This window comes from Rathayibacter sp. VKM Ac-2927 (assembly GCF_022815525.1).
GTDB classification, from domain to species: domain Bacteria; phylum Actinomycetota; class Actinomycetes; order Actinomycetales; family Microbacteriaceae; genus Rathayibacter; species Rathayibacter festucae.
The window spans coordinates 480,321-502,182 of the sequence record NZ_JALGRT010000001.1 but is presented as its reverse complement, the minus strand read 5'-3'; the positions used below and the strand labels follow the sequence as shown (position 1 = coordinate 502,182).

Genomic DNA, 21,862 nt, shown 5'->3' with positions numbered 1-21,862 from the left:
CTGTCCCGCCGGCTCCCGCGCGCTGGCAGCCCGCACCGAAAGTTAGATTGGACCCATGAAGCTCGAACTGCGGGGCATCACGAAGCGCTTCGGCGCTCTCGTGGCCAACGATCACATCGACCTCACCGTCGAACCCGGTGAGATCCACTGCCTCCTCGGCGAGAACGGCGCGGGCAAGTCCACGCTGATGAACGTCCTGTACGGGCTGTACCAGGCGGAGGAGGGCGACATCCTGCTGGACGACGTGGTCCAGCGCTTCTCCGGCCCCGGCGACGCCATGAAGGCGGGGATCGGGATGGTGCACCAGCACTTCATGCTCGTCCCGGTCTTCTCGGTCGCCGAGAACGTCATGCTCGGCCACGAGGAGACGAAGTCGGGCGGGCGGCTCGATCTGGCCGCGGCGCGCGCCCGCGTCCGCGACATCTCCGACCGCTTCGGCTTCGACGTCGACCCCGATGCGATCGTCGAGGACCTGCCCGTCGGCGTCCAGCAGCGGGTCGAGATCATCAAGGCGCTCTCCCGCGACGCGAAGGTCCTCGTCTTCGACGAGCCGACCGCCGTGCTGACCCCGCAGGAGACCGACGAGCTGATCGCGATCATGCGGCAGCTGCGCGCCTCCGGGACCGCGATCGTCTTCATCACGCACAAGCTGCGCGAGGTCCGCGAGGTCGGCGACCGCATCACGGTCATCCGCCTCGGCCAGGTCGTGGGGGAGGCCTCGCCGACCGCGAGCAACGCGGAGCTGGCCTCGCTGATGGTCGGCCGCGCCGTCGAGCTCACCGTCCAGAAGGAGCCGGCGCGGGCGGGCGACGAGGCCCTCGTCGTCAGCAACCTCACCGTCCGGGACGCGAACGGGCAGGCCGTCGTCGACGACGTCTCGTTCGAGGTCCGCCGCGGCGAGATCCTCGCCATCGCCGGCGTGCAGGGCAACGGCCAGACCGAGCTGACCGAGGCGATCATGGGCCTGCAGGAGCGTGTCGAGGGCACGGTGACCCTCGACGGCCGCCGGCTCGACGGCCTCTCCGTCCGCCGGGTGCTCGACGCCGGCGTCGGCTTCGTCCCCGAGGACCGCACCGAGGACGGCCTGGTCGCCGAGTTCACCATCGCCGAGAACCTGATGCTCGACCGCAGCGACAGCGGCCCCTTCGTCAAGGGTCTCGGCCTGCAGCTGAAGGCGCTGGAGACGTTCGCCGAGGAGCGCGTCCGCGAGTTCGACGTCCGCGCGCAGGGCATCACCACCCACGTCGGCCGCCTCTCCGGCGGCAACCAGCAGAAGGTCGTCCTGGCCCGCGAGCTCAGCCGTGAGCTGCGGCTGTTCATCGCCGCCCAGCCGACCCGCGGCATCGACGTCGGCTCGATCGAGTTCGTGCACAAGCGCATCGTCGAGACCCGCGACACCGGCGTGCCCGTCATCGTCGTCTCCACCGAGCTCGACGAGGTCGCGGCTCTCGCCGACCGCATCGCGGTCATGTACAAGGGCGGCATCATCGGGATCGTCCCCGCCGACACTCCCCGGGAGACCCTGGGGCTCATGATGGCCGGGCAGTCGCCCGCCGAGAAGGGTGCGGCCGCATGAGCGACGCGCAGTTGCCCGCCGTCGATCCGGACGCCGAGTCCGAGAGGGCGACCGGTCTCGAGCCGGGCCAGAAGCCGGGTCAGGAGGCGCGGCCCGGCCCGATCGAGAGCGGGGCCTCGCGTGTCCTCCGCGAGATCCTCTCCGGCACCGCTCTGATGTCGGTGCTGGCCGTCCTGCTCTCGCTGATCGCGGGCGGCGTGCTGATCGCCGCCACCGACCCCGAGGTCCAGTCGGCCTCGGGCTACTTCTTCGCCCGGCCGCTCGACACGCTGCAGGCGATCTGGCAGTCGGTCGCCGGGGCGTACTCCTCGCTCTTCCAGGGCTCGGTCTACAACTTCCGCCGCGAAGGCTTCGCGAACGGCATCAAGCCGCTGACCGACACCCTCGCCTTCGCCACGCCGCTGATCGCGGGCGGCCTCGGCGTCGCCCTCGCCTTCCGCGTCGGGCTCTTCAACATCGGCGGCCGCGGCCAGATGCTGATCGCCGCCGCCTGCGCCGGCTGGGTCGGCTTCTCCTTCGACCTGCCGTTCGGCGTGCACCTGGTGATCACCCTCGCCGCGGGCATCCTGGGCGGGGCGCTCTGGGGCGGACTCGTCGGCCTGCTCAAGGCGCGGACCGGCGCTCATGAGGTGATCCTCACCATCATGCTCAACTACGTCGCGTTCTACTTCGTCTCCTATCTGCTGCGCACGCCGGGCGCCCTCCAGGCTCCGGGCTCGAACAACCCGAAGTCGCCCGGGATGAAGGACACGGCGGTCTTCCCCGACCTGCTCGGCTCCGGCTACTCGCTCAACCTCGGCTTCGTCGTCGCGATCCTCGCGACCGTCTTCGTCTGGTGGCTGCTCAACCGCTCGAGCATCGGCTTCAAGTTCCGCGCGGTGGGGGAGAACCCGCACGCGGCCCGGGTCGCCGGCATCGACGTCAAGAACAGCTACGTCTACGCGATGCTGCTCTCCGGCGGTCTGCTCGGCCTCGCCGGCAGCGCGCAGGTGATGGGCACCGTCACCACCGGCTTCACCTCCGGGATCGACGCGGGCATCGGCTTCGACGCGATCACCGTCGCGCTGCTGGGCCGCTCGCGGCCCTGGGGCGTGTTCTTCGCCGGCATCCTCTTCGGCGCGTTCAAGGCCGGCGGCTACTCGATGCAGGCCGCCGAGGGCGTGCCGATCGACGTGGTCCTCGTCGTGCAGTCGCTGATCGTCCTCTTCATCGCCGCGCCGCCCCTGGTGCGCGCGATCTTCCGCCTCCCGACGCCCGGGGTCGCCCCCAAGCGCCGCGCGCGCCGCACCACGGAGGTGTCCGCATGACCACCGCAGTCTCCCGTGCCCCCGGGACCGCGTCCCGGGTCGCCGTCCGCAGCTGGAAGGCCCCGATCGCGTTCGGGATCTTCTCGCTGCTGGCCGTGATCCTGTTCGTGGCCCTCGGCCGCGACGGCACCAGCTCGTTCCGCCTCGCCTCCGGCAACGACTTCTTCGCCCTGCCGGACCTGCCGTTCCCGACCCGCGCCACCGGCGTGGTCGTGGCGGTCGTCCTGGTCGGTCTGACGGCGGTCGCCGTCGCGTTCACCCGCTCGGCCCGCCGCCTGCCGCTCTGGCTCTCGGCGCTCTTCGCGCTCGTCTTCCTGGTCGGCTTCCTGGTCTGGGCGTCCGCGGGCGCGACGCTGCCGCTGCCGGGGCTGCTCCTCGGCACCGTCGGGCTCGCGACTCCGCTGATCTTCGGCTCGCTCGGCGGGGTCATCTCGGAGCGCGTCGGCGTGGTCAACGTCGCGATCGAGGGCCAGCTGCTGGCCGGCGCCTTCACCGCGGCGATGGTCGGCTCGCTGACCCGCCAGCCCGTGCTCGGCCTGCTCGCGGCGATGATCGCGAGCGTGCTGGTCTCGTTCGTGCTCGCCGCCTTCGCGATCAAGTACCTGGTCGACCAGGTGATCGTCGGCGTCGTCCTCAACGTCCTCGTGACGGGGCTCACGAGCTTCCTCTACTCGCAGGTGCTGACCAGCGACGCCGCCGTCTTCAACTCGCCGGTCAAGTTCGACCGGCTGCCGATCCCGGGACTCAGCCAGGTGCCGATCCTCGGACCGGTGCTGTTCAACCAGACGATCATCGTCTACCTGATGTACTTCGCGATCTTCGCCGTGTGGTGGGGGCTCTTCAAGACGAAGTGGGGCCTGCGGCTCCGCGCGGTCGGCGAGCACCCCCAGGCCGCGGACACCGTCGGCATCAACGTCGCCAGGACGCGGTTCTGGAACGTCTCGCTGGCCGGCGCGATCGCGGGCATGGGCGGGGCGTACTACACGCTCGACGCGGTCGGCGCCTTCGGCAAGGAGATGACAGCGGGCGCGGGCTTCATCGCCCTGGCGGCGGTCATCTTCGGCCGCTGGGACCCGATCAAGGCCACCCTCGCCTCGCTGCTGTTCGGCTTCGCGACCAACCTGCAGAACGTGCTCGGCGTCATCGGCTCGCCGGTGCCGAGCGAGTTCATGCTGATGCTGCCCTACGTGGTGACGATCTTCGCGGTCGCCGGCCTGGTCGGGCAGTCGCGGGGTCCGGCCGCCGCCGGCAAGCCCTACTTGAAATCGTGAGGACGGAACCGATGACCGACATCGACTGGGACGCGCTGCGCTCCGCCGCGCTCGACGCGATGGGCAAGGCCTACGTGCCGTACTCGAAGTTCCCCGTGGGCGTCGCCGCGCTGGTCGACGATGGCCGGGTGATCTCCGGCTGCAACGTCGAGAACGCCTCCTACGGCCTGACCCTCTGCGCCGAGTGCGCGCTGGTGTCCTCGCTGCACATGACGGGCGGCGGCCGGCTCGTCGCCTTCACCTGCGTCGACGGCAAGGGCGGCGTGCTGATGCCCTGCGGGCGCTGCCGTCAGCTGCTCTTCGAGCACTCCGCCGACGGGATGCTCCTGCAGACCGTGTCGGGCGTGAAGTCGATCGACGAGGTCATCCCCGACGCGTTCGGTCCGCGCACCCTCGAGGCGTACGCGGCCGAGTAGTCCCGCCCCGCCGACGCCCTCCGCGGCGCCGACGGCCCTCCGCGGCCGTGCCGCGCCGCCGCCTCCCGCTCCCACTCCTGAACCGAGGACCCCGCATGACCCCGTCCACCCCCGTCGAGGCGTTCGACGCCGTCGACGTCATCCGCACCAAGCGCGACCGCGGCACGCTCTCGACCGCGCAGATCGACTGGCTGATCGACGCCTACACCCGCGGCTACGTCCAGGGCGAGCAGATGGCCGCCTTCGCGATGGCCGTGCTGCTCAACGGGATGGACCGCGACGAGATCCGCGACCTGACCCTCGCGATGATCGCGAGCGGCGAGCGGATGAGCTTCGACGGCCTCGGCAAGCGGACGGTCGACAAGCACTCCACCGGCGGTGTCGGCGACAAGATCACGCTGCCGCTGATGCCGCTGGTCGCCTCCTTCGGCGTCGCGGTGCCGCAGCTCTCGGGTCGCGGCCTCGGCCACACCGGCGGCACGCTCGACAAGCTCGAGGCGATCCCCGGCTGGCGCGCGGACCTCAGCAACGAGGAGATGTTCGAGCAGCTGCGGACCGTCGGCGGCGTCATCTGCGCCGCGGGCTCCGGTCTCGCCCCGGCGGACAAGAAGCTCTACGCCCTGCGCGACATCACCGGCACCGTCGAGGCGATCCCGCTGATCGCCTCCTCGATCATGTCGAAGAAGATCGCGGAGGGGACCGACGCCCTGGTCCTCGACGTCAAGTTCGGCTCCGGCGCGTTCATGACCGACGTCGAGCGCTCCCGCGAGCTGGCCCGCGCCATGGTCGATCTCGGCAACGACGCCGGCGTCCGCACCACGGCGCTGCTGACCAACATGAACGTGCCGCTCGGCCTCGCGATCGGCAATGCGAACGAGGTCCGCGAATCCGTCGAGGTGCTCGCCGGAGGCGGCCCCGCGGACGTCCGCGAGCTGACCCTCGCGCTCGCCCGCGAGATGCTGGCGCTGGCCGGGCAGCCCGACGCGGACGTCGAGGGCGCGCTCGACGGCGGCGCGGCGATGGACACCTGGCGTGCCGTCATCCGCGCCCAGGACGGCGACCCGGACGGCGCGCTGCCGGTCGCCCGCGAGACGCACGTCGTCCTGGCCGAGCGTGACGGCGTCCTGGTCGAGCAGCAGGCGCTGCCCTTCGGCATTGCGGCCTGGCGTCTCGGCGCGGGGCGCGCGCGCCAGCAGGACGCGGTGCAGCACGCCGCCGGCATCGACCTGCACGCGAAGCCCGGCGACCGGGTCCGCGCCGGTCAGCCGCTCTTCACCCTGTCCGCCGACGAGCCGTCCCGCTTCTCCCGCGCGCTCGAGGCGCTGGACGGCGCGTACCGCATCGGCGACGAGGGCGACGCCGTCCTCGACGGCGGCCCGCTCGTGGCGGAGCGCATCGCCTGACCCGGACGGGGTGGCAGCGGCGAGGGGGGCCGGCGCGGGCGGCACCGTAAGGTGGTCGGCGACCCGTCGTCCCACCGGAGGAGCACCGTGACCGACAGCACCGAGACCGGCAGCAGCCACGAGGAGTACCTCCTCCCGGGCGAGGGCATCCTCATCGACGACCTGCCCAAGGTGTCGCTGCACGACCACCTCGACGGCGGACTCCGCGCCGAGACGATCGTCGACATCGCCGCGCAGACCGGCGTCGCCCTGCCCGCCGAGGACCCCGAGGCTCTCGAGCGGTGGTTCACCAGCACGGCGGACTCCGGCTCGCTCGAGGACTACCTCGCCACCTTCGAGACCACGATCGCCGTCATGCAGACCGCCGCGTCGCTCGAGCGCGTCGCCCGCGAGTTCGTGCTCGACCTCGCCGCCGACGGAGTCGTCCACGGCGAGATCCGGTGGGCCCCCGAGCAGCACCTCCGCGCCGGTCTCACCCTCGACGCGGCCGTCGAGGCCGTGCAGGAGGGACTCGAGCAGGGCGTCCAGGAGGCGGCCGCGCACGGCTCGCGGCTCGGCGTCGGCCAGCTGATCACCGCGATGCGGCACACCGACCGCTCGCTCGAGATCGCCGAGCTGGCCCTGCGCCACCGCGAGCGCGGCGCGATCGGCTTCGACATCGCCGGCGCGGAGGCGGGCTTCCCCGCGTCGCGGCACCGCCCCGCCTTCGAGCTCCTCGCCGCCGCGCACTTCCCGACGACCGTGCACGCGGGCGAGGCCGACGGCCTCGACAGCATCCGCTCGGCGCTCCTGGACGGCCGGGCGCTGCGCCTCGGCCACGGCGTCCGGCTCGCGGAGGACATCCGCGTCGAGCGCCAGGACGACGACGCCAGCTACGTCACGCTCGGCGAGCTCGCCGAGTGGGTGAAGGACCGGCGGATCGCGCTCGAGCTCAGCCCCTCCTCGAACCTGCAGACCGGGGCGATCGCCGCGTGGGGCGCCGAGCTCGCCGATCACCCGTTCGACCTGCTCTACCAGCTCGGCTTCCGCGTCACCGTCAACACGGACAACCGCCTGATGAGCGGCACGACGCTCAGCCGCGAGCTCGCGCTGCTCTCGGACGCGTTCGGCTACGACCTCGACGACCTCGAGGCGTTCCAGGTCAACGCGGCCGAGGCGAGCTTCCTGCCGCTGGACGAGCGCCGCGAGCTGATCGAGACGATCAGCGCCGGCTTCGAGGCGGCCTGAGCATGCCGCTCGACCCGCTCTCCGACGCCGCGGTGGCACTGCGCCACCCCGCCTCCAGCTGGCGCGAGGCGGTCATGGAGGCGGGCCGCGCCCTCGAGCGCAGCGGCGCCGTCGACCCCGCCTACTCCCGCCGGATGGTCGAGCAGGTCGACGTGCTCGGGCCCTACATCGTGATCGCCCCCGGCCTCGCCCTCGCGCACGCCCGCCCCGGCAACGACGTGCTCGCGGACGGGATCTCGGTGGTCACCCTCGCCGACCCCGTCGCCTTCGGCCACAGCACCAACGACCCGGTCTCGGTCGTCATCGGCATCGCCGCCACCCAGGCGCACGGCCACGTCGGCTTCGTCTCCGGCCTCGCCGACGTCCTCAGCAAGCCGGACGCGGTCGCGGCCCTCGCCGCCGCCCGCACCGTCCGCAGCATCAACGCCGTCCTCACCGACGACACCCCGCACCACGGAAGAAGCGCATGAAGATCGTCACCCTCTGCGGCGCCGGAATCGGCACCTCCGCCATCCTCAAGCTCGGCGCCGAGCGCGCCCTCGAAGCACTCGACCTCGAGGCCGAGGTCGTCGCCTCCGACCTCGCCTCCGTCGACGCCCTCGCCGCCGACGCGCAAGTCATCCTCACCTCCCGCGAGCTGATCGGCAGGATCGGCAAGACCTTCGCCGAGGTCGTCGTCATCGACAACTACCTCGACCAGACCGAGATCACGGCGAAGATCGAGCGCGCACTCGGCTGATCCGCCGGAGGCGGATCAGTTGCGTCGTTTTCTGAGCCGCTCCCTGCGCGGCTCATCGCGGTCGGCTTGTCGACGTGGTGCGTCCCGTGGAGCGGGTTGCGTCGCGCTGTCGAGAATCGCTTGGCACGCGATTCTCGATCGCGCGCTCTGCCTTGAGGGTGCTCGTTCCTGGTGGGTGCGAGGGCGTTCCGAGTCGCGAGATGCCACTTGGGTGCGCGACACGCCGGGGGAAGCGTGCGCAAGTGGCATCTCGCGGAGGGGGCGGCGGGTCAGGGGGCCAGCAGGGTGAGGGTGCGGGTGAGGAGGGCTCGGGCGCGGGCGGGGGAGAGGCGGGTCGGCTGCTCGGCGGCGCGGGTGACGGCGATGCCGTCGAGGACGGCGAGGAGGAGCGCAGCGTCGTCGGGGTCGAGCGGCGCCGTGGGGTGCGCGGCGCGCAGCAGCTCCAGGACGACGTCCTCCGTGCGCGACCAGCCGGCGGTGTGCAGGGCGCGGATCTCCGGGTCGGTGCCGGCGCGCGAGGCGAACGCGGTCCAGACGACGGCGTCGGGGACGTCGGCGTCCTCGACGCAGGCGATCGCCTCGCAGAAGGCGCGCAGGCGAGCGTCCGCCGACGGCTCCTCCTCCCGCAGGTCGAGCATCCGCCGGCGGAACCGCTCCTCCACCGCTGCCATCGCGCCCGTCAGCAGCGCCTGCTTCGTCGGGAAGTGGTGCTGGACGGCGCCCGCCGAGACGCCCGCTTCGGCGGCGACGGTCCGGATGCTGAGCTGATCCGCCCCGCGCGTCGAGAGGACGGTGACGACCGCCGAGAGGATGTCGCTCCTGCTCTCGCGCCGATCGGCCACGTGCGCTCCTCTCGATCCGTCCGCTTGAGCAGGCTACGCTCTCGACCATGACCAATACGACTGTATTGCCCGCCGCTGAGACGGCGAGAGCGCGCATCGACTCGCTGGACGTGGTCCGCGGCGTCGCGATCATCGGGACCCTCGGCACCAACATCTGGCTGTTCTCCCACCCCTGGGGACTGCTCGGGATGCTCAGCGAGCCGGTGACGGCCGGGACGTCCCCGGGCGCGCAGACCGTGCAGCTGGTGCTGATGGCTCTGGCGCAGGGGAAGTTCCTCGCCCTGCTCTCGCTCACCTTCGGCATCGGGCTGGCGATCCAGCACGCGTCCGCGGTCCGCCGCGGGCGAGGCTGGCCCGGCCGCTACCTCTGGCGGGCGACGCTGCTCCTGCTCGACGGCGCGGTGAACTACGTGCTGATCGCGGAGTTCGACGTGCTGATGGGCTACGCGGTCACGGGAGCGGTGGTGGCCTGGCTGCTGCTCACCCGGCCGCGGACGCAGCGGCGCACGGTGGTCGTCCTCGGCGCGCTGCACGTCCTGCTGATCTCGGCGCTCGTGGCGCTCGTGGCGACGCAGCCCGGTGCCTCCGGTCAGGGTCCCGCCGGTCGCAGCCCGTACGCGGACGCCTCCTTCCTCGGCCTCGCCCTCTTCCGGCTGCAGAACGCGGCAGTCTTCCGGGCGGAACCCGTGCTGATCGGCGTCCTCAGCCTGGCGATGTTCCTGCTCGGCGCCCAGCTGCTGCGAGCCGGCCTCTTCGCGGAGGAGGGGCGACTGCGGCGGCGGCGGCTGATGGTCCTCGGTACGGTCGCCGCTCCGGTCGATCTGGCGCTCGGACTCACCGGGAGCGCGGCCGGTCTGATGGCCGAGCGCTACCTCGTCGCTCCGCTGGTGGCACTCGGGCTGCTCGCCCTCCTCGCCGAGCTCGGCCTGCGCCGGGGCAGCGACGGCGGGCTCGCGCGTCGCGCTCGCGAGGTCGGCCGGGTCGCTCTGAGCGCCTATCTCCTGCAGAACCTGCTCGGGGGCGCTCTGTTCTACGGCTGGGGTCTCGCGCTCGCGGTCTCCGCAGCCCCGTGGCGGGTGCCGGTGACGATCGGCGCCTTCGTCCTGATCGCGGCGATCGTCGTGCTCGCCGCGCATCTCTGGCTCCGCCGCTTCGCTGTCGGCCCGGTCGAGTGGCTCTGGAGGCGCGGCGAGCAGCTGGGGAGTCGTCCCTCCCGCTGACGACGTGGTGCGCCAGGTCCCGCGCCAGGACGGCGGGGTCGGGACAGCCGTGCGATTCTCCGACGTGGCTCCGTCTCCGAGCCTCTTCATAGAATCGAGAGGACTGAAGTGCGCACTCGCATCCGCTGCACGATCGCCGGGCTCACCACCCTCGGGCTCCTGGCGGGAGGTGCTGTTCTGGGGGCGGGACCCGCCCTCGCTCAGACCGCGTCCCCCGTCTCGTCGACGGCCGCCGCCGAGTCCTCTGCCACCCCGGAGTGGAGCGCGACCACGATCTACACGGGCGGGCAGCAGGTGACCCGCCAGGGGAAGCTCTACACCGCCGGCTGGTGGACCAGCGGCGCGGACCCGCTGCTGGTCTCGGGGGCCGTCGGGACCGGCAAGGTCTGGCAGCCCGCCGCGGGCGTGACCGTGCCGACGGTCGCTCCGACCCCCGCCGCCGCGCCGGCGCCGACCGCCGCTCCCGCACCGACCCGCGCTCCTGCGCCCGTCACCGTCTCGGCGCCGCCCGTGAACTCCGCGCCGGTCGCCCCCGCGACGAACCCCTTCCCGGGTGTCGCGGAGTGGAGCGCGACGGCGACCTACACCGGCGGCCAGCAGGTCGTGCGCGACGGGAAGCTCTACACCGCCGGCTGGTGGACCAGCGGTGCGGACCCCCGCGAGGACTCTGGACCGATCGGCTCCGGCAGGGTCTGGCAGCCGGCCGCCGCGGTGACTCCGGCACCGGCACCGACTCCCGCGGTCACTCCGACGCCGGCGAGCACCACGACCCCGTCGCCCGCGCCCGCTCCGACCACCGATCCCGGGAAGGCCCCGAGACCTTCGGCGGCGCCCGCGACCGGAACGTCCCCCGCCGTCCTGCGCTCCGGCTATAAGGACATCACCATCAACATGGACTGGAACACCCACCAGCTGCGGACGGTGCTCGACGGGAAGATCGTCCCGCTCGCGGGGCCGGACTCCTGGGCGAGCCGGACCGGCAGCAGCGCGGTCACGCTCGCCTTCGCCTCCGGCACCGGGGACGCCCCGAGCTGGGCGGGCGTCACGGCGGACGAGTTCCGCAGCTCGATCGACCAGCTCGTCGCCGCGGATGTGGACTACGTGCTCGCCACCGGAGGAGCCTCGGCGGTGTTCACCGCGAACGCCGCGCAGCTCGACTCGTTCATCAGCCGCTACGCCTCGAAGAACCTGATCGGCATCGACTTCGACATCGAACGGGGGCAGACTCCCGCGCAGATCCGCGAGCTCGCCGACGCCGCGGCCGTGGCCGAGGTGAAGTATCCGGACCTCCGCTTCCAGTTCACCCTCCCCACCTCGGCGGCCTCGGACGGGTCGAAGACGAGCCTGAACGACGTCGGAGTCCCCACCGTCGAGGCGATCAAGGCCTCCGGCGTGCAGCACTACACCGTGAATCTGATGGCCATGGACTACGGGTCGGCCACTGCCGCGAACGCGGTCATCGACTCGAAGACCGGCAGGACCGACATGGGAGCGTCCGCGATCCAGGCCGCCCGGAACGTCCACGAGAAGTACGGCATCCCGTACTCGAAGCTCGAGCTGACCGCCATGATCGGCGTCAACGACGTGACCGAGGAGGTCACCTCCGTCGAGGACTTCGAGGAGATCGCCGCCTTCGTGAAGACGCAGGGCCTCGCCGGACTGCACCACTGGTCCGTCGACCGGGACACGCCCTCCACGGTGGGCGTGGTGTCTCCGCTGGGCTCCGGGACGGCCATCCCGTCGGGGGCGTTCGCCGCGGTCGTCAACCGCGCCGGCTGACCCCCGCCCGTTCGCTGCGCCGCCCCGCCGACCCGCGGGGCGGCGCAGCGGCGCGCCCCGGATCCGGCCCTCGACGTCGATGTCGCTCGCCCTTCTCTGCATCCGCCCTCTCCGCCCGCCCCCTTCCCAGGAGCCGACCACCCATGTCCTCGATCCCGTCCGACCCCTCCTCGCCCGGCCTCCGGCACGCCTCCCGACATCCGCGTCCGCTGCCCCGCCGACTCCTGTCCGTCCTCGCGACGGCCGTCGCCGTCGTCCTCGGGCTCGCCCTGTCGACGGTCGCGGCGGCGTTCGCGCTCACCGCGTCCCTGCCCTTCGCGATCGTCGTGTGGGTGGTCCTGTCCCTGCTTCTCGTCTTCCTGCTGGTCTCGGCCGTGCAGCGCCTGCTCCCGCGACGGCCTCGGCCGGTCCGCCGGTCGGTGCGCCTGCGCACTCCGGTCGTCGTCGCGGTCGTCGCGACCGCCGCCGTCAGCGCACTCGCCGGCGGGACCGTCCTCGCGCCGATCGGCGGGTCGTCCGCAGGCTCCAGCCCGGTCGCCCCGCAGTACTGGGACCTCTCCACCGGTTCGCACCTCGCCTACTGGAAGACCGCGGCGACCACTCCCGGCGGATCCGACGTCCCGATCGTCTACCTCCACGGCGGCCCCGGTGCGTTCGTCACCCCCGCGGACCTCGACTCCCTGCCCACCCTCGCCGAGACCGGCCACGACGTCTACCTGTTCGACCAGGCCGGTGCCGGCTACTCCGCTGATCTCCCGCTGCGCGACTACAGCTTCGAGCGGTCGCTCGCCGACATCGACGCCGTCCGCGAGCGGACCGGCGCGGACCGCGTGATCCTCGTCGGTCACTCCGCGGGCGGCTTCCTCGCGGCCGCCTACGCCGCTGAGCACCCCGAGCACGTCGAGAAGGCGGTCCTCATCGCCGCCGGAACCTATGACCCGTCCGAGGAGGGGCGACGCGCGTCCGACGAAGCGCGGGCGGCGGCCGATGCCCGCATGAGCGAGGACCCGAACGCCGAGCAGTCGGCCCCTCTTCCGCTCGGCACTCAGCTGCGCCTGACCGCCGGCCTGGCGCTCCTGCGGACCGTCGGCCCCGACGCCGCCGTGAACCTGCTCTCCCAGGACGACGGCAGACGGGCGACGGCGACGCTGACGGGCCAGCCCAGCGGTCTCAACATCTTCTCGAACACGCTGCTGAACGCCGACTTCGAAGCCCACTGGGAGACGACGCTCGCCGAGCTCGGCGCGGTGCAGGTGCCGACGCTGCTCGTCCGACCGCAGTACGACCACGTCGACTGGCGCGGCCAGCACGCGCTCGCCCGGGCGATCCCCGGTGCTCAGACGGTCTACGTCGCGGGCGCCGACCACGATCCGTGGGCCGCGGCGTTCGAGCGGACACGCGCCGCCGTGTCCGACTTCCTCCTGGACCGGGCGCAGCCGATCTACACCGGCGACGCCGACCCGGGGCTGGCGGACGCTCCCGATCGCGGCTGACCGCCGCTCAGCGCAGGAGCTCGGCGGCTCCCGTCCGCAGGGCGTCGAGGCGGGCGGCGACCGCGCCGCGGCGGGCGTCGGCGTCCGCCTCGTGCGACCACGCGTCGAGGTAGAGCTTCACCTTGGGCTCGGTGCCGCTCGGCCGGGCGATCAGGCGGGCGCCGTCGAGGGTGAACCGCAGCGCATCCGTCGGCGGCAGCGCTCCGCCCGCCGCGAGCAGGTCCTCCGTGCGCTGCACGGCGAGGCCGCCGATCGCGGCGGGCGGCGCGCTGCGCAGCCCCGCCATGATCCGGCCGATCTCCGAGAGGTCGGTCACCCGGAGCGAGATCTGCTCCGAGCCGAACAGGCCGAAGCGCTCGGCGAAGGCGTCGAGCTCGTCGGCGATCGTGCGGCCCTCCGCGGCGAGCGACGAGGCGAGGTCGAGGAAGGCGAGCGCCGCCGAGATCCCGTCCTTGTCGCGGACCGTCTCCGGGTTCACGAGGTAGCCGAGAGCCTCCTCGTAGCCGAAGACGAGGTCCGGGACGCGGGAGATCCACTTGAAGCCGGTCAGCGTCTCCGCGAACTCCAGACCGTAGTCGCGGGCGACCGCGCCGAGCGCGGGGGAGGAGACGATCGAGCAGGCCAGCGCGCCGCCCTCCCGTCCCGCGGCGCGGGCGCGCTCGGCGGCGCGCCAGCCGAGCAGCGCGCCCACCTCGTTGCCGGAGAGGCGGCGGAAGCCGTCCTCGAGCGACGCGTCCGGGATCGCCGCGGCGAAGCGGTCGGCGTCGGGATCGTTGGCGACGATCAGCTGAGCACGGCCCGAGCGGGCCGTCGCGAAGGCGAGGTCGAGCGCGCCGGCCTCCTCGGGGTTGGGGAAGGCCACGGTCGGGAACGCGGGATCGGGATCGATCTGCTCGACGACCACGGCCGGCTCGTCGAAGTCGGCGGCCGAGAGGACCCGGTGCGCCGTCTCCCAGCCCACGCCGTGCATCGCCGTGTAGACGACGCGGAGCGGCGCCGACTGGCGGCCGACCGCCGCCGTCGCGGCGATGTAGGCGTCGACGACGGATTCGTCGGCGACCCGGTACTCACCCCGGGGCAGCTCGGTGACCCGGCGCTCGGTCGCGACCGCGAGGATCCGCTGGGCGATCGAGGAGTCGACCGGCGGCACGATCTGCGAGCCGTCGTCGTCGCCGCCGAGGTAGACCTTGTAGCCGTTGTCCTGCGGCGGGTTGTGGCTCGCCGTCACCATCACTCCGGCGTCGGCGCCGAGGTGGCGGACGGCGAAGGCGAGCACGGGAGTCGGCAGCAGGCGGGGGAGCAGCACGGCGTCGGCACCCGCGCCGGCCATCAGGGCGGCCGAGTCCTCGGCGAAGACGCGGGAGTTCCTCCGCCCGTCGTAGCCGATGACGATCAGCGGTCGCTCGAGGCCCTGCGCGCGCAGATGGTCGGCGAGCCCGACGGCCGCCTGCGAGACGAGGACGCGGTTCATCCGGTTCGACCCGGCCGCGATCGCCCCGCGGAGCCCGGCGGTGCCGAAGGCGAGGCGCTCGCGGAAGCGGTCCGCCAGCTCGGCCGCGGCGGCGGGGTCACCGGCGGCGTCGGCCGACAGCAGGTCGACGAGCTCCTGCCGCGTCTCCGGGTCGGGGTCCTGGGCGAGCCAGTCCTCGGCGCGCGCGCGGACGTCCGCCGTCACAGTGCGCCCGTGATCCCGGCGAGGAGGCGGGCGAGGTCGTCCTCGGCGTTCCGCCCGGCCTCGAGGACCTCCTCGTGGCTCAGCGGCGTCTTCTGGATGCCCGCCGCCAGGTTCGTGATCAGCGACATGCCCAGCACCTCCATGCCCGCCTCGCGCGCCGCGATCGCCTCGAGGGCGGTCGACATGCCGACGATGTGGCCGCCGATGATCCGGGCCATCTGCACCTCGGCCGGGCTCTCGTAGTGCGGGCCGCGGAACTGCACGTAGACGCCGTCGTCGAGGTCGGCGCGGGTCTCGCGGGCCAGCGCGCGCAGGCGGGCCGAGTAGAGGTCGGTGAGGTCGACGAAGGTCGCGCCCTCGAGCGGGGAGTCCGCGGTGAGGTTGATGTGGTCGCTGATCAGGACCGGGGTGCCGGGCGTCCAGTGCTCCTTGATGCCGCCCGCGCCGTTGGTCAGGATCATCACCGAGGCGCCGGTCGCCGCGGCGACCCGGACGCTGTGCGCGACCCGGCGCACGCCGTACCCCTCGTAGTAGTGGGTGCGGGCGCCGATGATCAGCGCGCGCTTGCCGGTCGGCAGCAGCACCGAGCGGAGGCTGCCGCCGTGGCCGTGCACGGCCGACTTCGTGAAGCCGACGATGTCGGTCGCCGGGACCACGGCCGTCGTCTCGCCGATCGCGTCGGCGGCCTTGCCCCAGCCGCTGCCGAGCGTGAGGGCGATGTCGTGCTTCTCGACGCCGGTCGCCTCGATGATCTGGGCGGCGGCCTCGGCGGCGATCGCGAAGGGATCGGCGTCGGCGGAGTCGAGCGGATTGGGGGTCTGGTCAGCCATTCCCCCACCCTATCCACGCGCGACGCGGGGGCGGGCTCGGCCTGCGGACCCTCCTGGACCCGCGTCGATTGGGCGAACTCCCAGCACGGGAGGACAATGGGAGGCATGCCTTACGAGTTCGAGCGCACGCAGCGGATCGCCGTCCTCGGAGGGGGACCCGGCGGCTACGAGGCCGCCCTCGCCGGAGCCCAGCTGGGCGCCGAGGTCACCCTCGTCGAGCGGGTCGGAGTGGGCGGCTCGGCCGTCATCACCGACGTCGTGCCCTCGAAGTCGCTGATCGCGACCGCCGAGGCCACCAATGCGATCGGCGAGGCCGCCGACCTCGGCGTGCAGTTCTTCACCCGCCACGAGCAGACCAACAAGCCGGTCCGCCCCGAGGTCGCGGTCAATCTCGCCACGGTCAACAAGCGCCTCCTCGGGCTCGCCCGCCAGCAGTCCGAGGACATGCGCGCGAACCTCGTCCACCACGGCGTGCGCATCGTGCAGGGCGACGGACGCCTCGACGGCTCGAACGCGCTGATCGTCGCGACCGCGCCCGGCGACGAGGGCATGGACTTCGACCGGATCGAGGCGGACACCATCGTCGTGTCCGTCGGCGCCAGCCCGCGCATCCTGCCGTCCGCCGCGCCCGACGGCGAGCGGATCATGAGCTGGACCCAGCTCTACAACCTCAAGACGGTGCCCGAGCACCTGATCGTGGTCGGCTCCGGCGTCACCGGCGCCGAGTTCGCCTCCGCCTACCGCGCCCTCGGCGCCAAGGTCACGCTGATCTCCTCCCGCGACCAGGTCCTCCCCGGCGAGGACGCCGACGCCGCCGCCGTGATCGAGAACGTCTTCAAGCGCAACGGCATGGTCGTGCTGTCCAAGTCGCGCGCCGACCGCGTCGAGCGCACCGAGACCGGTGTCCGCGCCGTGCTGTCCGACGGCCGCGTCGTCGAGGGCTCGCACTGCCTGATGGCCGTCGGCTCGATCCCGAACACCGCCGGCATCGGCCTCGAGGAGGCGGGCGTCCAGCTCACCGAGTCGGGCCACATCCGCGTGAACCGCGTCGCGCGCACCAGCGTCCCCTCGATCTACGCGGCCGGCGACTGCACCACGTTCCTGCCGCTCGCCTCCGTCGCCGCCATGCAGGGCCGCACCGGCGTCTTCCACGCCATGGGCGACGCGGTGAACCCCACCGAGGTGCGCAACGTCGCGGCGAACATCTTCACCCAGCCCGAGATCGCGACCGTCGGCTGGAGCCAGAAGGAGATCGAGGAGGGCCTCGCCCAGGGCGAGATCTACAAGCTCCCGCTCGCCGCCAACCCGCGGGCCAAGATGATGGGCATCCGCGACGGCTTCGTGAAGGTCTTCGCCCGCACCGGCTCCGGCACCGTCATCGGCGGCGTCATCGTCGCCCCTAAGGCCAGCGAGCTGATCTTCCCCCTCGCTCTCGCCGTCGAGCACCGCCTCACCGTCGACCAGGTCGCCCGCGCCTTCACCGTCTACCCCAGCCTCACCGGCTCCATCTCGGAGGCGGCGCGCGCCATGCACATCGTCGGCTGAAAGCCGACGGCAGTGTTCATTTCCGGGCCGCTCCCCGCGCGGCCCGGCGCAGTCGGCTTTGCGATGGAATGCGTTCCGCAGAGCGGGTCGCGTCGCGCTGCCTCGAATCGCTGACACGCGATTCTCGCTCGCGCGCTCTGCCCTGCGGGTGAGCGGCTCCGGCGGGTGCCCGCCCCCTGCTGATCGAGTGGCGCGTGGAGCGCGCGTATCGAGATCCGGCGATGCCCGAGGCGCGGTGTCAGCGGTGGTGGTGGGAGCGGCATTCAACCGCACTGCTGATCGTGGGAGGGTCTCGATACGCCGCTGCGCGGCTACTCGACCAGCATGAACCCGCCGAGCCCGCCCGCGAGCGGCGGCCCAGCCCGCCTGCGTGGAGCGGCCCAGCTCGCCCACGAGCAGACTCAGGCAGAGCGCGTGAGCGAGAAACGCGTGTCAGCGTTTCGAGGCAGCGCGACGCAGGACGCTCTGCGGGACGCACCGCGCGAACGGGCCGACCGCGCTGAGCCGCGCGGGGAGCGGCTCAGACATGAGCACAGCCGGAGCGCACGACCGAGAAACGCGTGTCAGCGTTTCGAGGCAGCGCGACGCAGGACGCTCTGCGGAACGCACCGCGTCGCGAAGCCGACTGCGCTGAGCCGCGCAGGGAGCGGCTCAGAAAAAGGCTCAGCTCTCGATAGAGAGCAGCACGTGGCCCGAGGAGACCGTGGTGCCGGCCTCCGCGTTCAGGGAGCGGACGACGCCGTCCTTGTGGGCGGTGAGGGGCTGCTCCATCTTCATGGCCTCGAGGACGACGACGAGGTCGCCGGTGACGACGGTGTCGCCCTCGGCGACGGCGACCTTGACGATGGTGGCCTGCATCGGGGCGGTGACGGAGTCGCCGGTGACGGTGCTGACGGAGGCGGAGCCGCGGCGCTTGGGGGCGGCGGCAGCGGGACCGCGGGACGGGCCGGAGCCGACGAGGTCGCTGGGCAGGGTGACCTCGACGCGGCGGCCGTCGACCTCGACCACGACGCTCTGGCGGGCGGCCGGTCCGTCGATCGCGCCGGGCTCGCCGCTCCACGCCTCGATGGTGTTGTCGAATTCGGTCTCGATCCAGCGGGTGTAGATCGAGAACGGCTCGTCGCCGGCGGGGGCGAAGGCCGGGTCCTCGACGATCGCGCGGTGGAACGGCAGCACGGTGGGCAGGCCGGTGACCTCGAACTCGGCGAGGGCGCGGCGCGAGCGCTCGAGCGCCTCGGCGCGGGTCGCGCCGGTGACGATCAGCTTGGCCAGCAGCGAGTCGAACGAGCCGGAGATCACGTCGCCGGCGACGACGCCGGAGTCGACGCGCACGCCCGGTCCGCCGGGCGCCTTGAAGACGTGCACTGGGCCGGGGGCGGGCAGGAAGCCGCGGCCGGCGTCCTCGCCGTTGATGCGGAACTCGAAGGAGTGGCCGCGGGGCTGCGGGTCGTCGTAGTCGAGCAGGCCGCCCTCGGCGAGGCGGAACTGCTCGCGGACGAGGTCGATGCCGGTGACCTCCTCGGAGACGGGGTGCTCGACCTGCAGGCGGGTGTTCACCTCGAGGAAGGAGACGGTGCCGTCCTTGCCGATCAGGAACTCGCAGGTGCCGGCGCCGACGTAGCCGACCTCGCGCAGGATCGCCTTCGAGGCGCGGTAGAGCTCGGTGTTCTGCTCGTCGGTGAGGAACGGCGCGGGCGCCTCCTCGACCAGCTTCTGGTGCCGGCGCTGCAGCGAGCAGTCGCGGGTGGAGACGACGACGACGTTCCCGTCGGCGTCGGCGAGGCACTGGGTCTCGACGTGCCGGGGCTGGTCGAGGTACTTCTCGACGAAGCACTCGCCGCGGCCGAAGGCGGCGATCGCCTCGCGGGTGGCGGAGGCGAACATCTCCTCGACCTCGTCGCGCTCGCGGGCGACCTTCAGGCCGCGGCCGCCGCCGCCGAAGGCCGCCTTGATGGCGACCGGGAGGCCGTGCTGGTCGACGAACTCGAGCACCTCGGCGGCGCCCGAGACGGGGTTCAGAGTGCCGGGCGCGAGCGGAGCGCCGACCTTCTCGGCGACGTGGCGGGCCGAGACCTTATCGCCGAGGCGCTCGATGGCCTCCGGCGACGGGCCGATCCAGATCAGTCCGGCGTCGATGACGGCGCGGGCGAAGTCGGCGTTCTCGGCGAGGAAGCCGTAGCCGGGGTGCACGGCGTCGGCGCCGGAGCGGCGGGCGACCGAGAGCAGCTTCTCGATGACGAGGTACGTCTCGGCGCTGGTCGTGCCGCCGAGCGCGTACGCCTCGTCGGCGAGGCGGCTGTGCACGGCGTCGCGGTCCTGGTCGGCGTAGACGGCGACGGAGGCGATGCCGCTGTCGCGGGCGGCCCGGACGACGCGGACGGCGATCTCGCCTCGGTTGGCGATGAGCACCTTCGTGATACCTGGCATGGTCCCCAACCCTAGAGGGCGGCCCGCGGATGCCCGGCGCGGCTCACCACAAAGAAGGGCGAGCGCTTCGTCGGTTCCCGACAAGGGCGGCCGGGAGCGGGCGGTGTCAGCGGATGCCGGGCGTCAGCGGTTCCAGAGCGACGGCCAGGACACCCCGAGCTCGCGCACGAGCGAGCGCAGCGTCGGCACGGACATCCCGATCACCGTCGACGGGTCGCCCTCGATCGCCGTGATGAAGCCGGCGCCGCGCCCGTCGATCGTGAACGCGCCGGCCACCTCGAGCGGCTCCCCGGTCGCGACGTAGGCGTCGATCTCGTCGTCCTCGATGTCCGCGGCGAAGGTGACGGCGGCGGAGGTGACCGCTCCGGTCTCGGCGACGATCCGCCCGCCGCGGTGGTCGATCAGCCAGTGGCCGGAGTGCAGGCGGCCGGTGCGCCCGCGCTGCGCCCGCCAGCGCTCGCGGGCGCGCTCGGGCTCGTGCGGCTTGCCGTGCACGACGCCGTCGAGCACGAAGGCGGAGTCGCCGCCGAGGACCAGGCCGTCGATCTCCGGCCCGAGGACGGCCGTCGCCTTGGCGCGGGCGAGCAGCGCCACGGTCGCGTCGGCGTCCAGCGCGGCTCCGCGCTCCCGCTCGGCCCGGGCGACGGCGGCCGGCTCGTCGACCTCCGAGGGGACGACCACGGGCTCGATCCCGGCGGCGCGCAGCAGTGCCAGTCGGGCGGGGGAGGTGGAGGCGAGGTGGAGGCGCACGAGGGCTCCCTGCGATCGGGCCCACGCTGTGGGATGCTCGACGGATGGCACAGACCCCGCCCCGCGCGTCCGACCGAGCCGCGGGGACCGGCGAGGCACTCGGGACCGAGATCGAGCTCGACATTAGCAACGTCGCCCACGGCGGCGTCTTCGTCGCCCGGCACGAGGGCCGGGTCGTCTTCGTCCCCGATGTGCTGCCCGGCGAGCGGGTCCGCGTGCGGGTCAGCGAGATCCGCCACGACAGCTTCTGGCGCGGTGAGGCGCTCGAGGTGCTCGAGGCGTCGCCGCACCGCGTCGAGCACGTCTGGGCGCAGGCGGGCATCGACCGCCGCCCCGAGGAGCGCGTCGGCGGCGCCGAGTTCGGCCACGCCGCGCTCGAGTACCAGCGCGAGCTCAAGCGCGCCGTGCTGGTCGACTCCTTCTCCCGCTTCGCCCGGCGCGAGGTCGACGTCGTCGTCGCACCGGTCGCGGGCGACGACGAGACCGGCGGCCTCGGCTGGCGCACCCGCAACCGCCTGCACGTGGACGACTCCGGCCGTGTCGGGCCGTACGCCGCGCGCAGTCACCACGTCGTCGACGTCGAGGGCCTGCCGCTCGCGACCGCCGCCTCCTCGGCCGCGGCCCCGCTCGACCAGCGTCTGGCTCCGGGTTCCGTCGTCGACCTCGTCGACGCCGCCGGCTCGGACGGCGCGGCCGTGCTCGTGCACGACCCGTCCGACAAGCGCGCCAGGAGGGACCGGACGGTCGTCTCCGAGTTCGTCGCCGACCGCACCTTCCGCGTCGACCGCTCCGGCTTCTGGCAGGTGCACCGCGGCGCCGCGGCGACCCTCTTCGACGCGGTGCAGGCCGCCGTCGACGCCGGCGTCGCCGACGTCCGGGCCGCGAACCACGACCTCTACGGCGGAGTGGGGCTGCTCGCCGCCGCGCTGGCCGACCACCTCGGTGCCGGCGTCCGCGTCACGAGCGTCGAGAGCGACGCGCGGGCCACGGAGCACGCCCTGGAGAACCTCGCGGACCAGGTCGGTGCCCGCGCGGTGACCGCCCGGGTCGACCGCTACCTCCGCGACGCGCTCGCCCAGGCCGACGCCCGCGAGCGCGGGCGCTGGCGGGCCGCGACGGTCGTCCTCGATCCGCCCCGCGCCGGTGCCGGCCGCGCGGTGACCGACGCGCTGATCGAGCTGGCGCCCGCGCAGCTGGTCTACGTCGCCTGCGATCCGGTGGCGCTGGCCCGCGACGTCGGCGCGCTCTCCGCGGGCGGCTACGAGCTCGAGCGGCTCGACGGCTTCGACCTCTTCCCGCACACCTCGCACGTGGAGGCCGTCGCCCGCCTCGTGCGCCGAGACGCCTGAGCGCGGCGTCGCC

Annotated in this window: 18 protein-coding genes; 13 read left to right on the top strand and 5 right to left on the bottom strand. The window is 73.0% G+C overall.

Translation table 11 applies throughout. From position 1 onward, the window contains the following. The first annotated feature begins 55 nt into the window (after positions 1-55). The 8 genes from MT353_RS02295 to MT353_RS02260 all read left to right on the top strand — a co-directional run bounded on the left by MT353_RS02295 (position 56) and on the right by MT353_RS02260 (position 7,939). Positions 56-1,576, top strand: a complete 1,521-nt coding sequence (locus MT353_RS02295) for an ABC transporter ATP-binding protein (RefSeq protein ID WP_123445291.1) — start codon at positions 56-58, stop codon at positions 1,574-1,576. Beyond that, on the top strand, positions 1,573-2,883 hold the full coding sequence (locus MT353_RS02290; RefSeq protein ID WP_243623517.1) for an ABC transporter permease: 1,311 nt from the start codon (positions 1,573-1,575) through the stop codon (positions 2,881-2,883). Before MT353_RS02295 ends, MT353_RS02290 begins: the two co-directional genes overlap by 4 nt. After that, the gene (locus MT353_RS02285) at positions 2,880-4,154 is read left to right on the top strand and encodes an ABC transporter permease (protein WP_123735200.1); all 1,275 of its coding nucleotides are present in this window, start codon (positions 2,880-2,882) and stop codon (positions 4,152-4,154) included. The genes MT353_RS02290 and MT353_RS02285 overlap by 4 nt, the downstream gene beginning before the upstream one ends. Before the next feature lie 11 nt (positions 4,155-4,165). Then, on the top strand, positions 4,166-4,570 hold the full coding sequence (locus tag MT353_RS02280; protein ID WP_243623516.1) for a cytidine deaminase: 405 nt from the start codon (positions 4,166-4,168) through the stop codon (positions 4,568-4,570). 95 nt (positions 4,571-4,665) lie between these two features. Next, positions 4,666-5,973, top strand: a complete 1,308-nt coding sequence (locus MT353_RS02275; protein WP_243623515.1) for a thymidine phosphorylase — start codon at positions 4,666-4,668, stop codon at positions 5,971-5,973. A gap of 87 nt (positions 5,974-6,060) precedes the next feature. After that, a complete protein-coding gene (locus MT353_RS02270) occupies positions 6,061-7,200 on the top strand; it encodes an adenosine deaminase (RefSeq protein ID WP_374204681.1) in 1,140 nt (379 codons plus the stop codon). Between the two features lie 2 nt (positions 7,201-7,202). After that, positions 7,203-7,670, top strand: coding sequence for a PTS sugar transporter subunit IIA (locus MT353_RS02265; protein WP_243598826.1), 468 nt, complete (start codon positions 7,203-7,205; stop codon positions 7,668-7,670). Further along, a complete protein-coding gene (locus MT353_RS02260) occupies positions 7,667-7,939 on the top strand; it encodes a PTS sugar transporter subunit IIB (protein WP_123733901.1) in 273 nt (90 codons plus the stop codon). The genes MT353_RS02265 and MT353_RS02260 overlap by 4 nt, the downstream gene beginning before the upstream one ends. A 269-nt stretch (positions 7,940-8,208) precedes the next feature. Here MT353_RS02260 and MT353_RS21845 read toward each other — a convergent pair whose 3' ends face one another. Further along, positions 8,209-8,781, bottom strand: coding sequence for a TetR/AcrR family transcriptional regulator (locus tag MT353_RS21845; RefSeq protein WP_243623514.1), 573 nt, complete (start codon positions 8,779-8,781; stop codon positions 8,209-8,211). Between the two features lie 47 nt (positions 8,782-8,828). On the opposite strand from MT353_RS21845, the gene MT353_RS02250 reads away from it, so the two are divergent. The 3 genes from MT353_RS02250 to MT353_RS02240 all read left to right on the top strand — a co-directional run bounded on the left by MT353_RS02250 (position 8,829) and on the right by MT353_RS02240 (position 13,273). After that, entirely contained in the window at positions 8,829-10,001 is a 1,173-nt protein-coding gene (locus MT353_RS02250) for a DUF418 domain-containing protein (protein ID WP_243623513.1), read from the top strand. 108 nt (positions 10,002-10,109) lie between these two features. Further along, positions 10,110-11,780, top strand: a complete 1,671-nt coding sequence (locus tag MT353_RS02245) for a carbohydrate-binding protein (protein ID WP_243623512.1) — start codon at positions 10,110-10,112, stop codon at positions 11,778-11,780. 143 nt (positions 11,781-11,923) lie between these two features. Beyond that, a complete protein-coding gene (locus MT353_RS02240; RefSeq protein ID WP_243623511.1) occupies positions 11,924-13,273 on the top strand; it encodes an alpha/beta hydrolase in 1,350 nt (449 codons plus the stop codon). A 7-nt stretch (positions 13,274-13,280) separates the two neighbouring features. Here the strand turns inward: MT353_RS02240 and MT353_RS02235 are convergent, their stop codons facing one another. Both MT353_RS02235 and MT353_RS02230 read right to left on the bottom strand, forming a co-directional pair. After that, a complete protein-coding gene (locus MT353_RS02235; RefSeq protein ID WP_243623510.1) occupies positions 13,281-14,948 on the bottom strand; it encodes a phospho-sugar mutase in 1,668 nt (555 codons plus the stop codon). Further along, a complete protein-coding gene (locus MT353_RS02230; RefSeq protein ID WP_123735208.1) occupies positions 14,945-15,778 on the bottom strand; it encodes a purine-nucleoside phosphorylase in 834 nt (277 codons plus the stop codon). The genes MT353_RS02235 and MT353_RS02230 overlap by 4 nt, the downstream gene beginning before the upstream one ends. Positions 15,779-15,883: 105 nt before the next feature. Here MT353_RS02230 and MT353_RS02225 point away from each other — a divergent pair, with 105 nt between their 5' ends. Beyond that, positions 15,884-17,323 (top strand): NAD(P)H-quinone dehydrogenase, encoded by a 1,440-nt coding sequence (locus MT353_RS02225; protein WP_127886072.1) that lies wholly within the window; start codon positions 15,884-15,886, stop codon positions 17,321-17,323. Positions 17,324-17,986: 663 nt separating this feature from the next. Here MT353_RS02225 and MT353_RS02220 read toward each other — a convergent pair. Together MT353_RS02220 and MT353_RS02215 are read right to left on the bottom strand one after the other, a co-directional pair. Beyond that, positions 17,987-19,750, bottom strand: a complete 1,764-nt coding sequence (locus tag MT353_RS02220; protein WP_243623509.1) for a biotin carboxylase N-terminal domain-containing protein — start codon at positions 19,748-19,750, stop codon at positions 17,987-17,989. Positions 19,751-19,873: 123 nt separating this feature from the next. After that, positions 19,874-20,500 carry a nucleoside triphosphate pyrophosphatase gene (locus MT353_RS02215; RefSeq protein ID WP_123445306.1) on the bottom strand — a complete coding sequence of 209 codons (627 nt, stop codon included), beginning with the start codon at positions 20,498-20,500 and terminating at the stop codon, positions 19,874-19,876. Positions 20,501-20,544: 44 nt separating this feature from the next. Here MT353_RS02215 and MT353_RS02210 point away from each other — a divergent pair, with 44 nt between their 5' ends. Next, positions 20,545-21,849, top strand: coding sequence for a class I SAM-dependent RNA methyltransferase (locus tag MT353_RS02210; RefSeq protein WP_243598834.1), 1,305 nt, complete (start codon positions 20,545-20,547; stop codon positions 21,847-21,849). Positions 21,850-21,862: the final 13 nt, after the last annotated feature.